Origin of the sequence: Sneathiella sp., from assembly GCF_047631475.1 — a bacterium.
GTDB lineage: Bacteria > Pseudomonadota > Alphaproteobacteria > Sneathiellales > Sneathiellaceae > Sneathiella.
Genome location: NZ_JBLHZT010000017.1, coordinates 1 through 13590, shown reverse-complemented (window position 1 = coordinate 13590; position 13590 = coordinate 1). Strand labels below are relative to the sequence as shown.

Annotated in this window: 15 protein-coding genes; 6 read left to right on the top strand and 9 right to left on the bottom strand. The window is 48.3% G+C overall.

All coding sequences use genetic code 11. The annotated features are described in order from the left end of the window. Nucleotides 1-2 precede the first annotated feature (2 nt). Nucleotides 3-440 (top strand): acyl-CoA thioesterase, encoded by a 438-nt coding sequence (locus ACJAYR_RS08920; RefSeq protein ID WP_169545683.1) that lies wholly within the window; start codon nt 3-5, stop codon nt 438-440. A gap of 12 nt (nt 441-452) precedes the next feature. On the opposite strand, the gene ACJAYR_RS08915 is transcribed toward ACJAYR_RS08920, so the two are convergent. The 5 genes from ACJAYR_RS08915 to ACJAYR_RS08895 form a co-directional block, all read right to left on the bottom strand. Further along, entirely contained in the window at nt 453-1235 is a 783-nt protein-coding gene (locus ACJAYR_RS08915; RefSeq protein WP_415236279.1) for a crotonase/enoyl-CoA hydratase family protein, read from the bottom strand. 73 nt (nt 1236-1308) lie between these two features. Then, entirely contained in the window at nt 1309-1830 is a 522-nt protein-coding gene (locus ACJAYR_RS08910; protein WP_415236278.1) for a DUF3299 domain-containing protein, read from the bottom strand. After that, the gene (locus ACJAYR_RS08905) at nt 1827-3014 is read right to left on the bottom strand and encodes an ABC transporter permease (RefSeq protein ID WP_415236277.1); all 1188 of its coding nucleotides are present in this window, start codon (nt 3012-3014) and stop codon (nt 1827-1829) included. The genes ACJAYR_RS08910 and ACJAYR_RS08905 overlap by 4 nt, the downstream gene beginning before the upstream one ends. Next, a complete protein-coding gene (locus ACJAYR_RS08900; RefSeq protein ID WP_415236276.1) occupies nt 3011-3661 on the bottom strand; it encodes an ABC transporter ATP-binding protein in 651 nt (216 codons plus the stop codon). The genes ACJAYR_RS08905 and ACJAYR_RS08900 overlap by 4 nt, the downstream gene beginning before the upstream one ends. 3 nt (nt 3662-3664) lie before the next feature. Then, a complete protein-coding gene (locus ACJAYR_RS08895; RefSeq protein WP_415236275.1) occupies nt 3665-4816 on the bottom strand; it encodes a metal ABC transporter solute-binding protein, Zn/Mn family in 1152 nt (383 codons plus the stop codon). A 164-nt stretch (nt 4817-4980) separates the two neighbouring features. Here ACJAYR_RS08895 and ACJAYR_RS08890 point away from each other — a divergent pair, with 164 nt between their 5' ends. The 3 genes from ACJAYR_RS08890 to ACJAYR_RS08880 all read left to right on the top strand — a co-directional run bounded on the left by ACJAYR_RS08890 (nt 4981) and on the right by ACJAYR_RS08880 (nt 7680). After that, nucleotides 4981-6144: a hypothetical protein gene (locus ACJAYR_RS08890; protein WP_415236274.1), complete on the top strand. Its 1164-nt coding sequence runs from the start codon at nt 4981-4983 to the stop codon at nt 6142-6144. Between the two features lie 74 nt (nt 6145-6218). Continuing rightward, nucleotides 6219-6818, top strand: a complete 600-nt coding sequence (locus tag ACJAYR_RS08885) for a TetR/AcrR family transcriptional regulator (protein ID WP_415236273.1) — start codon at nt 6219-6221, stop codon at nt 6816-6818. A 4-nt stretch (nt 6819-6822) separates the two neighbouring features. Then, nucleotides 6823-7680, top strand: coding sequence for an alpha/beta fold hydrolase (locus ACJAYR_RS08880; protein WP_415236272.1), 858 nt, complete (start codon nt 6823-6825; stop codon nt 7678-7680). An 8-nt stretch (nt 7681-7688) separates the two neighbouring features. On the opposite strand, the gene ACJAYR_RS08875 is transcribed toward ACJAYR_RS08880, so the two are convergent. Continuing rightward, nucleotides 7689-8831: a YbfB/YjiJ family MFS transporter gene (locus ACJAYR_RS08875; protein ID WP_415236331.1), complete on the bottom strand. Its 1143-nt coding sequence runs from the start codon at nt 8829-8831 to the stop codon at nt 7689-7691. A 118-nt stretch (nt 8832-8949) separates the two neighbouring features. On the opposite strand from ACJAYR_RS08875, the gene ACJAYR_RS08870 reads away from it, so the two are divergent. Beyond that, nucleotides 8950-9810 (top strand): LysR family transcriptional regulator, encoded by an 861-nt coding sequence (locus tag ACJAYR_RS08870; RefSeq protein WP_415236271.1) that lies wholly within the window; start codon nt 8950-8952, stop codon nt 9808-9810. A 62-nt stretch (nt 9811-9872) separates the two neighbouring features. Here ACJAYR_RS08870 and ACJAYR_RS08865 read toward each other — a convergent pair whose 3' ends face one another. Further along, nucleotides 9873-10976 (bottom strand): NADH:flavin oxidoreductase, encoded by a 1104-nt coding sequence (locus tag ACJAYR_RS08865; RefSeq protein WP_415236270.1) that lies wholly within the window; start codon nt 10974-10976, stop codon nt 9873-9875. Nucleotides 10977-11080: 104 nt separating this feature from the next. Further along, nucleotides 11081-12277, bottom strand: coding sequence for an acyl-CoA dehydrogenase family protein (locus ACJAYR_RS08860; RefSeq protein ID WP_415236269.1), 1197 nt, complete (start codon nt 12275-12277; stop codon nt 11081-11083). Nucleotides 12278-12369: 92 nt separating this feature from the next. Between ACJAYR_RS08860 and ACJAYR_RS08855 the strand changes: the two genes are divergently transcribed. Continuing rightward, nucleotides 12370-13347: a helix-turn-helix domain-containing protein gene (locus tag ACJAYR_RS08855; RefSeq protein WP_415236268.1), complete on the top strand. Its 978-nt coding sequence runs from the start codon at nt 12370-12372 to the stop codon at nt 13345-13347. A 22-nt stretch (nt 13348-13369) separates the two neighbouring features. Here the strand turns inward: ACJAYR_RS08855 and ACJAYR_RS08850 are convergent. Next, the coding region (locus ACJAYR_RS08850) for a uracil-DNA glycosylase family protein (protein ID WP_415236267.1) at nt 13370-13590 on the bottom strand (221 nt) is incomplete at its 5' end.

Genomic DNA, 13590 nt, shown 5'->3' with positions numbered 1-13590 from the left:
TTATGAACGCCAGAAAAGATCTGAGTTCCCGCCGGGATTATCCGCACTTCCTGACCATACCAACACGGTGGATGGATAATGACGCGTATGGTCATGTGAATAATGTTCAGTATTACAGTTACTTCGATACTGCCGTAAACCAGTTTCTAGTGGTGAACGGTGCGCTGGATATTCAAAAAAGTACAGTGATTGGTCTTGTTGTCGAAACCCAGTGTCGATATTCGAAAAGCATCGTCTTCCCCGATATTGTGACAGCGGGCGTCCGTGTCGCCCATATGGGAAACAGTTCTGTACGATACGAAATTGCCTTATTCCGGGATAAGGAACAGGAAGCCGCCGCTGAAGGTCACTTCATCCATGTATATGTGGACCGAATAACCAACCGCCCTGTTCCCTTACCTCAATTTATGAGAGATATCCTCAAAACCATTGCGGTTTAATCAGGCATATCTTTAGATTTTAGAAAAATCCCCGCTTCGCCCTAATCCTGAGGCGAAGCGCGCCGCCCCTGTTTGCGCTTCCTGTTTCAAGGCTTTTTCACCCTCTATCCCTTCAAGGCGCAGGGCATCCTCCACATCCATTCCCCATTGTCGGTAAGATGTCAATCGGTCTCCCTGCAAACAGGTTTGCGGGAACGAACATAATTGTTCCGCCAGTTTAACAGCTTCCGTATAAGCCTCTCCTTCCGCCACCAGACGGTTCGCCAGGCCCATCTGTTCAGCTTCGCCTGCATCCACTTCGCGCCCGGTCAAAATCATATCGAGCGCCCTGCTATGACCAATCAAGCGAGGTAACCGAACGGTGCCTCCATCAATTAACGGAACGCCCCAGCGACGGCAGAAAACACCGAAACGGGCGGTTTCAGCAACTACTCTCAGATCACACCACAGCGCAAGTTCGAGCCCCCCCGCGACGGCATATCCCTCTACCGCAGCGATAACGGGTTTACTGAGAAGTCTGCGTGTCGGCCCCATCACCCCATCGCCCTCCGGTTCGTAAGAAAGCTCACTTGAAGACAGGGATTTCAAATCAAACCCGGCACAGAAGTATTTTCCGGCTCCCCGCAGGATTGCAACCGATTGGCTATCATCGGCATCGAAATCATCAAAAGCCTCAAGCAAAAGCCGGCCCGTGTGATAATCCACTGCGTTACGCCGTTCTGGCCGATTTATTGTTACTGTGGTGATGGCACCCTTTTTTTCAACCAAAACGGTTTTGTTTTCTTGCGCTGGCATAACGGTTTCCTGATTTTTTTTTAAGTTTCGTTGTCCAAAGGATACCCCGAAGCCGAAAACCGTCAACCGCCCCTTACAACACAGTCGCGTTTTCCAAAAAATAGAAGACACCGGTTTCCTGTTCATATCGCACAGACAGCGTCCCTCGGATTGTAATCGGATCGAAGGAGAAAGCGATGCCCTTTGGCGCGATAACTTCAATCACATTTTCAGGGCCGATATGGTAATGATACGGACAACTTAAGGGATACGGTCCAATTAAAAAATTCTTTTGATCCTCTGTTTGCTCCAAGGGAAACATATATCCCATGATTGTAACAGTGGTTCCGTCCAGATTTCTAACGTCATCGGCATAAACTGGTTTTAAGTAACAGGCATCATATCCGTCTTTTTCAGTCTTGCAGACTTCAAAGGATTTTGTCGCCGCAAAGATTGACCACGGGACAGCCCCCCCTGTTACCTCAAGCGGTTTCCAGTTCTGTTCAAAATCCAACCGTTCCTGCTCAGTCAGTTCCTGTTCACTTAAGGCTTGAACCTGCAACGCACCGGCAAATGAAAAGATCAGGATCAGGCTCAAATAGAATATATGCTTCACACCTGCCCCCCCATCAAGGAATGCCGAATGTCGATTTTATAGGCCCGGTAGGCCGGCACAAGGCAGATCAGGGCAGATATAACGACAACACTCCCCCATAAATAAAGAAGCTCTGTCTTGTGAAGAAGGGTTTCAACATTCAGCCCCTCTCCTTTTAAAAATAAAGTTACCAAGACTTCAAACCCGACCAGCCCGCCAACAACCCCTAGAATACTACCAATAACGGCAATAAAAAGACCCTGCATCAAAACGATGGCAAAAATTTTGGAAGGCCGCGCCCCTAGAACACGATAAAGAGCCAAATCGTATTTACGTTGCTGGATCGCGGACAATAGTCCGACGAAAACACCCCCCAGTGACAATAACAACAACCCTCCTCCGATCCAATTCAACACCGTTTGACCAATACCGATCATGGATGAAAGTCGTGTCATTGCCAAGGAAGGACTAACGGCCTGGAACGGCGTCTGCGTGTTAATTTGACGCGGCAAACCATAGGCAGCCGCCCGGGTTCGATAAAAAACCAGCAACGCCGTGATCTCCGCCTTAGATGCCTTACCCTCAGATTGATGAATGTCCAGCACCGATTGCACAGGTGTTACAATCAAGCGATCAATGATACGACCGGTAGGCTTTAAAATCCCAACCACTCGATACGGGTGCTCGTCATGACGATGCGCGCCTTCCTGCCCTACAAGACCATGGTTCCCCGAAAAGGCGGAGCCAATGACCATCCCCGTTTCTTGCGCCACAGTAGAACCAAGAACCACCTGCATCGGGTTTTGCCATATGCCGCCGTTTGCAAATTCAGCTTCAAAATATTCCAGATATTCTGAACTGGTGCCCACGATCCGCCGCCCCCTATATTGATCCCCAAGTGCCAGCGGAATGACTTTCCTGACATGTCGGTTCTGCTTTATTGCCATAGCCCGGTTATAATCGATATTTCCAGGGGGAATATCCAGATGATAAATCGACGAAAGGACCAGCTGTAGCGGACTTCCTTTCGCGCCAACCACAAGGTCAATTTCGGCGGCTTCGTTGAGAAAGCGATGCTGCAAATAGTCAGAAAAAAGCAGCAATAAAGTAACCATCGCCATTCCAACGGCCATGGACACGATATGAAGGGTTGTGGCGAAGGGCCTAAAGCGCAAATACTGCAAGCAAAGCGTAACAAGGGTCATGCTTTTTCCCAAATTCTTAGATCAAGGCGCTGGTCATTTGGAAACATCGCCTTCAAGCGACTGTCATGGGTGACGATGATAAGGGATGCCCCGACTTTCTCCGCCTCTGCCTTCAATAAATTGACAGAAAGATTTGCTGAATTATCGTCCAGTGCAGAGGTAGGCTCATCACACAAGATCCAGTTGGGACGCCCGATGACGGCTCTGGCAATGGCAACCCGCTGACTTTCACCGCCGCTCAATACACTGGCTTTCTTTTGTAAGAGATGGCCAATTTCCAACCTTTCAAGCAACGATATGATCGCTCCTTCTTCGGGCTCTTTGCCGCTCATCAAGTCAGGCAGCATCAAATTCTTTTCCACAGTCAGAAACGGAACCATGTGATGGGATTGGAACACAAATCCCATATTGCTTCCGCGAAACCTGTCCACCTCCGAGGCGGACAGTTGATGAAAAGGAACTCCATTATAATGAATAGTGCCTGTAGTGACCGGAATTAGCCCCGCCAAAAGTGACAAAAGCGTAGTTTTTCCAGACCCGGACGGCCCATGAACAAGCAGATGGGCTCCCGGTTCCAATGTGACATTCACATCCCTTAAAATATGTTGATTATCAATACGATAGGATACTGTTCTACATTCCAACATAATCTATTTCTGTGACTTAAGACAGTCCTGCAACCCACGTGACAAGCTTTTTAACAGGTCTGTATACTGATTTTCCCCAACCGCTATTTCCGAACCGATAGGGTCCAGCGTTCCGCTTTTAGCCTCGGTCCCTTCCAAAACAGTCTTAACAAGTTTATCGGAGAATTGTGGCTCCCTGAAAATGCAAACAGCTTTGCTGTCGATCAGCTTACGACGAATTTCCCGAATGCGACCAACACCCGGCTTTTCATCAGGCTCTAACAGGATCGATCCCACGGCAGTCAGCTCATAATGTTTTTCAAAATACTGGTAGGCATCATGAAAAACGATATAGGGAATATCCTTTACTGCTTCCAGTTCTTTTGCCAGTTGTTGATCAGTCGCGCGAATACGGGCAATCGTTGCTTTGGCATTCTGCTTATACAAATCCTGATTTTCAGGATAGACAACAGACAGCTCGCGCGTAATGGTTTTTACAATTTCCACGGCATTGTCTGGATCAAGCCAAAAATGATGATCGTCACTGGTGCTGTGCATGTCAGCGTCATGGTCATCAGATGAACCGTGTTCGTGTTCGTGTGCGTGTTCGTCCTTATGCTCAGCTTCATCAGCATGCTTATGGTCATCTTCATGCGCGTGTTTATGCTCTTCTTCATCAGCATGTTTTTTATCATGGCCGTGATTTTTCGCATGGTCTTTTTCATGATCATGCCCCTTATCTTTGGTATGCTCACGCTCATGCTCGCTATCGTGCTCATCTCCTTCATGCGCGTGACCTGAATGTGCGTGCGCCTCCCAAGCACCTCCTGCCCGATTTTCCAGAACTTCCAGTCGGGCTTTATTCGCCATACTGATTTTTCGAATATGCGAAGGTAATGTTTCCAGAGTTTTGGATAGAAACCCTTCGAAGCCGCCTCCAATGTAGAAGACGAAATTAGATTTTTGCAACTTGCGGATTTGCGAAGGTTTTAACTGATAATTGTGGGGGGACGCATATCCCTGTATTAACAATTCAGCCTCTCCCGTCTCTCCCATGACCCCTTGGACCAAAGAATGTAACGGAGCGATGGTTGTCATCACACCTTTGGTTTCTGCTGCAAAAGACAGGGAAAAGGGCGCGCATGCGACGGCAACTGCCAGGACGTATTTCTTCATCACTTTACCTAAAAATTTTGGTTATGTTATAATATAACTATTCTAAGTCAAGCCCATTTGGCAACCCATTTCAACGGCGTTCAGAACCAGACTTCAAAAAAGGCGTTGACAAATTCACTCATCTAGATTTGTTATGTTATAACATTTCATTAAGTGGACTCACAATGCAACCTTTATCTTTTAAAATCTATTCGCTCGTCACTGCACTCAGTTTTCTGCCGGCTCTTGCCGTTGCCGGTGACGGCCATAATCACGGCAACGCCTCGCACTCCCCTCAAGGCGCCGCTGGTTTCTATGGACATCTGGATACCAAGATACACAGCGATATTGTCTACAACGCTGAAGAAAAAGACGAGGAGATCTCAGAAATCTATAGCCATACGCATTTGGATTTGGGGTACGTTTTCTCTACCGGCCTCTCGCTCAACAGTGTTATCGAACTGGAAGGAGAGCCTGCGGGCCATGATCATGGCGGCGGCGGGAATGCAGCGGAAGGCCACAGTCGTTTTTTTGACGATCACACCCTCAAAATCAGAGATTTGAATATTCGCTATGAAACCGACCAATTTGGAGTGATGGCCGGCAAGTTCTCTCCAGTGGTTGGTTTTGATTATCATCAGTTTCCTGGCATTTACGGCTATCAGGTTATTCATGAATATGCGCTGCGTGAAAAAATTGGACTGGGAGCAAATCTCAAATTAGATATGGGCGACTTCGGCAAGCACAAACTCGAAGCCAGCAGCTTTTTCGCCGATACAAGTTTTCTCAGCGGCGCACTCTTCAACCATCAAGACCCCGTTGAAAAGCAAGATGGCGGTGTTTCCAATACAGAAGATCTATCCTCGTTTGCAGTCTCTTTAGGGGGAAAGGATTTTTATTCCTTGAACAATAATATCGTACAGGGGCTATCCTATCGGCTTGGTTTTGCTCATCAGGCCGCTGGTAAAAACAATGAAGAGGATGAAAACCGGTATTCTGTTTCGTTGAACTACAAACACCGTTTCACCAAGGATCTCGAAGGCAGAATGATCGGGGAGATTATGCATATCCGCCACCTGAACGGCGAAGCCGCCCACGATCGCACCTGGCACACAGCAGGTTTGGAAATCACCTACAAAAATTGGAATGTCGGCTCTACATGGAGCCATATCCGCAATGACAATTCTGTAGAAATCGACGAAGCCATTGACGGAGACATCGTACAAGCGTCAATCGGTTATGAATTCGATAGCGGGGTGTTTCTGGGGGTTGGATACAAGTATCAGGACGAAGAAAATGAAGAAAACCACCGAGTTGGTGCACTTGTAAGCTATTCACACCATTTCTAGAAGTTCAAAAATGATTTGACAAATTTAGACCGGTCGGTACATTTAAACCAATTGGTCTAAATTTGGAAATCTTTGTGTATTCAAAATCATCAAAAACCCGTGAAAAATTACTCGAAGCAACATCCCTGCTCCTTCGGACAAAGGGTTATAATGCGATGGGGTTATCTGACATCATTGGTCAAAGCGGGGTCCCTAAAGGCTCGCTCTACCACCACTTTCCAGATGGGAAAGAAGGATTGGCCGCTGGTGCCGTCGATTTCGCGGGTCAGAAGATGCTGGTATCCTTGCAAAAACTCATCGACAAAACGGGAAGCCCTGTGGCGGGTATTCAGGCATTTTGCGATTATTACATTCAGCAGTTGGAGGAAAGCGGCTACCGAAAAGGATGCCCTCTTGCCACAGTCGCCTTGGAAACGGCAGCAGATGTTCCTATGGTGCAACAGGCCTGTGCCAATGCGTTTTCATCCTACGAAAAATTACTCGCCGAGCAGATCCACGTCTTCGGCGCCCCAGAAGAGAAAGCCAATCACTTGGCAATTACAACGATCTCTGCCATCGAAGGGGCGCTTTTGCTTGCAAAAGCACAAAACAGTACCGCCCCCCTGCAAATCATGCGGGACCAGTTGTCAGATCTTCTGAAACCGTTTCAGTCATCTCAAAAAATAAGGACATAAACCCATGACTGTTATCCAAGAGAACCTTTCGCTTCCGGCAAAAGACGGATACCAACTCAGTGCGACCCTTTTCACAGCGGAAATACCGTCCTCTCATTTTGTGCTGATTAACAGCGCAACGGCCGTCCCGCGTCAGTTTTACAAAAACTATGCGGAATTTCTGGTTCAGGAAGGATTTTCCGTTTTGACGTACGATTACCGTGGGATTGGTGGCTCCCGGCCCGCAAATCTTCGTGGTTTCACTGCGCGGATGAGGGACTGGGCATTGCAGGACATGGCCGGCATGGTCGACTGGCTCCGGTCCGAGAAATGCCCGGACAAAATTTTTATGATCGGCCACAGCTTTGGGGGTCAGGCCGCGGGCCTTATGGATAATATCGACAATATCGACGGAATGCTGACCGTATCGGCACAAAGCGGTCATTGGCGCCTACAGGGCGGGGAACAGAAATGGATGGTTCTGCTTCATAGTTGGGTCACGCTCCCGGTTACCAGTTTCCTTCTGGGATACATGCCGTGGAGTTGGTTCGGGGCCGAAGATTTACCAGGTAAGGTCAGTTCAGAATGGGCCGGTTGGTGTCGCCATCGGGACTATATTCTAGGCGACAAAACCCTGCCCCTTGATCGTTACAATAATTTTGATATTCCTGTCCTTGCCTACAGTATTGACGACGATAAATGGGGCACTGAAAAATCTGTCGATGCCATGATGAAAGCCTACCCTAATATGGAAAGACGCCATATCGTCCCTCAAACAGAAGGGATCAGCTCCCTCGGTCATTTTGGATATTTCCGTGCGAAATCTGAACCTCTTTGGAAGGAAGCCGTATCCTGGCTAAAAGGACTTCAGGCTGTTTCCTGAATGCCACCCTATTTTCGAACCAGAAATGCTGTTCCGAACAAAACAGAACTTGTCAGCACGAGGGACAAGGTGAATGTACCGTTCACCTGATATAATAAACTGGCGATTAACGGGCCAACCATCTGACCGGCGGCAAATGCCGCGGTCATCGCCGCAATATGGCGAAGCGCATCTGAGGCTGGTGCCAACCGGTGGGCTTCTTTCATACCCATCATGGTAATGATCATAAACGTTCCGCCAACACATAACCCGGACAATAAAATCATCCCGACATGACCGGATATCAAAGGCAACAATAGTCCCGTCCCTAAGACAAGCTGACTAATCCGCCAGATGGCGGCATTTGTAAAGTGACGTTGCAATCGCGCTGCAAGAATGGTCGAGACAAACGCAGCCCCTCCGAAAATTGGCCAGCTCCATCCGAAAATCAACGGATCATTGATCACGGTACGCGCCATTACTGGCAAATAGGTTGCCGGTATGACATAACCCACGCCCGTTGCGCCATATGCTATAATATTGCGCCAATTCAAAGGGGTCTTTTCAGCGGTTAGCTCTGCGGATTTCATCGCTTTTTTTCCGGGAATCTCGTCACCAATCAAAAGGAAAAGAAACGCCGCCGCGATCAATATGACGGCGCCGAAGATAATCCAGCTGTGCGAACTTCCAATGCCCAACTGCATAATCACCAATGCGGCCAGGCCAGATAAAGCAATCCCCCCGCCCACACCGGAAAAAACAACCCCCTGCATTGCCACTTGCCCGTGCTTGGCCAAATACTCGATATAAAAGCCACCGACCATCACAAGACAAAAGGCACTCAAAGAACCGGCTAGAAATCTCAGAATTAACCAAAGAGAAATCAGGTCGGTCAGACCCATCAACAGGGTTGACAGGCCAATGATCACAAGGGATGCCTTAAGGACCAATTTTGGTGCCAGCGGAAGCCGGGAGGCGACGGTCGCGCCAATCCAGTAGCCAAGAAAATGAACAGAGGCAACCCATCCCCCTTCCGATACTGTCAACAGATTTTCATTCTGCATCAACGGTAAGATCGGGGTAAACACAAAACGGCCAATCCCCATGGCGATGACGAGGGTTGTAAAACCAATAACTGTAATTCTCAGTGAATTACCTTTTTCCTTTTCCATCAAAGTCACTCTGCCCACCCTACAAATCAGAACTTGATACTTGCTGAGTATGCCGACTATCATATATCTTTAAAAATGAATAATAGTGATAGTTGGTTTCTATAAACGAGATATTAGAATGCAAAATATAAGCCTTCAGGCCTTGGAAATTTTTAGAACGGTTGCGGCGGAAGGCAGCGTTTCAAAAGCTGCTCAAAAGCTGGGGCGTGTACAATCCAACATCAGTACGCGGATCAAACAACTTGAAGAAAACCTAGGCAAGTCACTGTTTTTACGGAAAAATAGAGGTCTGGATCTCACATCCGACGGGAAATTGCTTTTATCTTACGCAGAACGTTTTCATTCTTTGTCTGAAGAAACCACAGAAGCATTTCGCGAGGGAAAGCCTTCCGGATCGTTCCGGATTGGCGCAATGGAAAGTACGGCGGCGGCCCGCCTGCCCGCTTTTATGTCTAAATACCACGCCCTTTACCCGGCGATTGAGATTGAGTTGGTGACGGGAACCGCAGCTGCATTACTGACCCGTCTTCAAAAGTATGAAATTGAAGCGGCGTTTATTGCTGAACCACTGACTGACCCGACCCTTGATAGTCTTTCGGTTTTTGAAGAGCAACTGGTACTGATAGCCCCGACTAATTACCCTTCTTTGGAAATGGGTGTTGATTTAAATGGTCGTCCGTTAATCGCGTTTGAAGTTGGCTGCGCCTATCGGCGTTATTTGGAGCGATGGCTAATGGATAATGAAATTTTTCCGTCCGCAACACATTCGTTAAGTTCTTATCTGGCTATTCTTGCCTCCGTCTCAGCGGGAAGTGGCTTTAGTGTGATCCCCCAATCCGTGTTGTCACGGGTGCAACTGGACGGTACATTTCAGACGCTGCCTCTTGACGGTGAGTATGCTCACATTCAGACCCTCCTTGCCTGGCGAAGGGATTTCTCTTCTCCCCGGCTTGACTGCCTGAAGGCACTTCTCATATAACAATACACAAGATCCCGTTGAAAATACAAAATTCAACGGGATCAATAGTTTAAGATAAATTTTTAGACCAGTTCCGCAAGTGATTTAGCGGAATAATCTTCCAGTTCATCCATGCGTCCTTCACGCACTTTCTTTGGCCATTCCGGATCCTGAATTAGGGCGCGGCCAACGGCTACCAGATCAAATTCATCTGTCTCCAGCCGGTCGCCGAGATCCTCAATACTGCGGGTACCGGAGTCTTCACCCTTAAACGAAGACATCATGTCTTTGGACAGACCAACACTTCCCACCGTGATGGTTGGCAGGCCGGTCAGTTTTTTCGTCCAACCCGCGAGATTTAATGGGCTACCCTCAAATTCCGGCTCCCAATATCGGCGGGTTGAGCAATGGAAAATATCGACTCCCGCCTCAACCAGTGGCTTAAGAAACGCGGCCAGTTCTTCGGGGCTCTCGGCCAAACGGGCACTATAATCCTGCTGCTTCCATTGGGAGAATCGAAAAACAATTGGATAATCCTCGCCCGTCGCAGCCCGAATGGCAGCTACAATCCTTGCGGCAAATGATGTCCGTTTTACTTGGTCTCCGCCATACCCGTCTTCCCGCCGGTTCATCTGCTCCCAAAAGAACTGATCGATCAGATATCCATGGGCACCATGAATTTCCACGCCATCAAATCCAATATTTTTAGCGGCCGTTGCAGCATCCGCATAAGCCTTGACCAAAAACCCAATCTCGTCTTCAGTTAAAGGCTCGGCGATTTTCTTTTCATTGTGCAATATGCCAGAGGGACTGGCGTTCGGCAGTTCAGGATTAGGCGCCTCGTTTGCCCGTCGTGCCATTCCAACATGCCAGATTTGCGGCATAATCTTGCCGCCGGCACCGTGAACAGCCTTCACCACATTTTCCCAGCCGGCCAATGCTTTTTCACCGTAGAAATGAGGAACATTGGGGTGTGGAGAAGCAACAGGATCGTTCACCACAGTCCCTTCCGTGATGATGAGCCCGGTTCCCCCTTCTACACGGCGACGATAGTAGTCGGCTACATTCTGGCCCGGAACGCCATCTGGCGAAAAAAATCGGGTCATGGGTGCCATCACTAACCGATTGGGCAAAGAAAGTTTTGGTGACGAAAACGGCGAAAAGAGTTTATCAAGTTTACGGGGCACAGCTTGTTCCTATTATTTATTCATCGTTAGACTGTTTTTAATATAGCTACTAAAAACGTAGTTAAAAGTATAGCTTTTTTTCAAACCCCGATTTCACCGCCTCTTTATAGTTGGGCCGTATTTGTTTCCACGCCGACAAATAACCTTCCGACCAACTCCAGCGTCGCGTCGCTGACCATCATATGCTGGGTTGCCACATGGACATCTCTGAAATGGCGCTGCAACGGGCTTTTGGCATAGACAGACGTTCCCCCGCCCAACCGATACATTCGGTCAATAACCCTGGCGGCCGAGTTGGTCGCATGGGTTGTCGCCAACCTGATATCCCGGCGATCCTCAATGCTAGGCTCATCGCCTTGCATCGCGTTTTGCCAACTTCGGGAAATGGACTCATAGAAAAACAGGCGGGCAGCCCGCAATTCCGCTTCCGCCTTCGCCACCTGACTTTGGGTCGACGGTTTTAGAGCAAGCGGTTTGCTACTTCCCTGCGGTGTCTTCTCGCTTGCAAATCCGACCAGTTCATCCAACGACGCCCGCGCAAGACCCAAAGCAACGGCCGCAATTCCAATGCCAAGCAGTGCAAAAATAGGAAATTTGTGAATGGCACCGTCTGGGCCAGACATGCGAGTGGCGTCAAATGTCATTTCTTCAGGCACGAACAAATCCCGCACGCGAAAATCCGTAGAACCAGTCGCTTTCAACCCTGAAACCTGCCAGGTATCAAGCAACTCGATGTCAGTCGTCGGCATAAAGAAGGCTCTTTGATCCGGGCGTCCATCCGGTGTTTTGAGAATTGCACCTTCAGGGTCAGTTACAAACCCTCCTCCCGAGATAAAAGCCGCATTTCGGGACCCTGACCCCCACTGCCACTGTCCGGTCAACCGATAACCACTTCTGTCCCCTTGAACTGTTTTAATCGCCCGTCCCATTGGCGCAAAGACACCAGCGGTAATGGCCTTTGGATCCGAGAGAAAAATTCGCCGGACTGCATCATCGGGCAGATTTGAAACCGAAATTGCCGATGTAATACCAATAAAAACCACCCACGCGACCGAGCCATCGGCATGCGCCAGATATTCTGTCACTGCCGCATAATCTACTGGAGACTTCTCCAATCCATGGAGGCTTTTTGGTGTGCATAATCGATAAAGACCCGTTTCTGCAATCCGATCGGCGAGGTCTTGCGAGACATATCCCTGTGCCTCAAACTCGCTCGCCCGCGTCCGAATTTCTTCAGAAAAGCTTTTGGCAATATTCATCACATCTTCTGACGGATTTATCATGGTTTGAAATGCTGTCATTTAGTCCCCCAATTAATTTCTGTTTTCATAATGCGGATAAACGCGTTACACAAAAAGGGCACAAAGGGACAACATGATAGGCAATACAGGACATGATAAAGCGCCTCGCTTTTGAAAATTCGCTTTTTTCTTTCCTTGAACAGGAACGCATACCCACCTTGCCAATCAAGCAGCAGCTTGAAACATGCAATGAGGACCGCCTTACCAGACTGAGACTTCTTGCCTATTATGCCGTTCAAGAAAGTCGGGAAAACCACCTCGGTTTAATCGTGGGCCTGAAAACCACCACATTATCCTACGGCATCTTGGGACATGCGATATTGCATTGTGATACCCTTCTCAAGTCACAGCAGTTAATGCTGGATCATATCTGGGTTTTACAGCCGACGCCGCGAAATCCTGTCAGTCTTGAACTCTCCGGGCAGCGCATGGCAATTCGCTATTTACTGCCTCCTCTTTGGCCTGAAATACCGAATTTCTTTCTGGATCTGTTTTTTTCGGCAAATCTGGCACGGGCACGCGAACTCACGGGTCATCCTTTAGACACCTGCCGACTGGAACTTAGAAGAGACAAGCCCGATGATTACGGCCGCTATGAAAAACTATTGGGGATTCCGGTCTCCTATGCCCAGCCCTATGATCGGTTGATATATGACCGGGCCTTTGCAGAACGTCCTTTGTCAGCATCCTACATTTCTCATTCGGCCGCTTACCGGGAACAATGCAAATTAATCCTTTCACGGATGCGCTCTGCATCGGGTCTGGCCGAACATATTCGCAAAATCATTATGGAGGATCGTTCTCGCTCACTCACGATGGAAAACGTGGCGGATCTTCTAAATCAGGATACCAGAACCCTGCGGCGCCATCTAAAAAAAGAAGGCACCAGTTTTCGCGACATTCAAAATGAAGTGCGGTGTCATATTGCGCGCCAATATTTAACAGATACTGATCTGTCGGTAGCCGACATTGCCGTGTTATCCGGTTATTTCGACTCCCCCACCTTTAGCCGCGCGTTCAAAGGGTGGACCGGGAAAACGCCTCCTGAATACAGAAAAAATAACAATTAATTCAATTATTTAAATAAAAACCCTAAATCAATTTCTGGATTCTATCCTGAAGCTTGGGAATGACATCAACTTCAAACCAGGGGTTGCGTTTCAGCCAGATGTTATTTCGGGGACTAGGATGTGGGAGAACGACAGTATCTGGCCAATATTCTTGCCAGTTTTTGACAGTGTCAGTCACTGTTTTCTGCTTCCGGTCGCGTAAATGCCAATCCATCGCATATTGCCCGATAACAAGAGTGAGGT

What these genes read in the sequence shown, in the direction of transcription:
- ACJAYR_RS08870 (WP_415236271.1), top strand. Translation starts at nt 8,950, where the DNA reads ATGCAAAATATAAGCCTTCAGGCCTTGGAAATTTTTAGAACGGTTGCG.
- ACJAYR_RS08890 (WP_415236274.1), top strand. Translation starts at nt 4,981, where the DNA reads ATGCAACCTTTATCTTTTAAAATCTATTCGCTCGTCACTGCACTCAGT.
- ACJAYR_RS08920 (WP_169545683.1), top strand. Translation starts at nt 3, where the DNA reads ATGAACGCCAGAAAAGATCTGAGTTCCCGCCGGGATTATCCGCACTTC.
- ACJAYR_RS08915 (WP_415236279.1), bottom strand. Translation starts at nt 1,235, where the DNA reads ATGCCAGCGCAAGAAAACAAAACCGTTTTGGTTGAAAAAAAGGGTGCC.
- ACJAYR_RS08900 (WP_415236276.1), bottom strand. Translation starts at nt 3,661, where the DNA reads ATGTTGGAATGTAGAACAGTATCCTATCGTATTGATAATCAACATATT.
- ACJAYR_RS08880 (WP_415236272.1), top strand. Translation starts at nt 6,823, where the DNA reads ATGACTGTTATCCAAGAGAACCTTTCGCTTCCGGCAAAAGACGGATAC.
- ACJAYR_RS08860 (WP_415236269.1), bottom strand. Translation starts at nt 12,277, where the DNA reads ATGACAGCATTTCAAACCATGATAAATCCGTCAGAAGATGTGATGAAT.
- ACJAYR_RS08895 (WP_415236275.1), bottom strand. Translation starts at nt 4,816, where the DNA reads ATGAAGAAATACGTCCTGGCAGTTGCCGTCGCATGCGCGCCCTTTTCC.
- ACJAYR_RS08905 (WP_415236277.1), bottom strand. Translation starts at nt 3,014, where the DNA reads ATGACCCTTGTTACGCTTTGCTTGCAGTATTTGCGCTTTAGGCCCTTC.
- ACJAYR_RS08875 (WP_415236331.1), bottom strand. Translation starts at nt 8,831, where the DNA reads ATGGAAAAGGAAAAAGGTAATTCACTGAGAATTACAGTTATTGGTTTT.
- ACJAYR_RS08855 (WP_415236268.1), top strand. Translation starts at nt 12,370, where the DNA reads ATGATAAAGCGCCTCGCTTTTGAAAATTCGCTTTTTTCTTTCCTTGAA.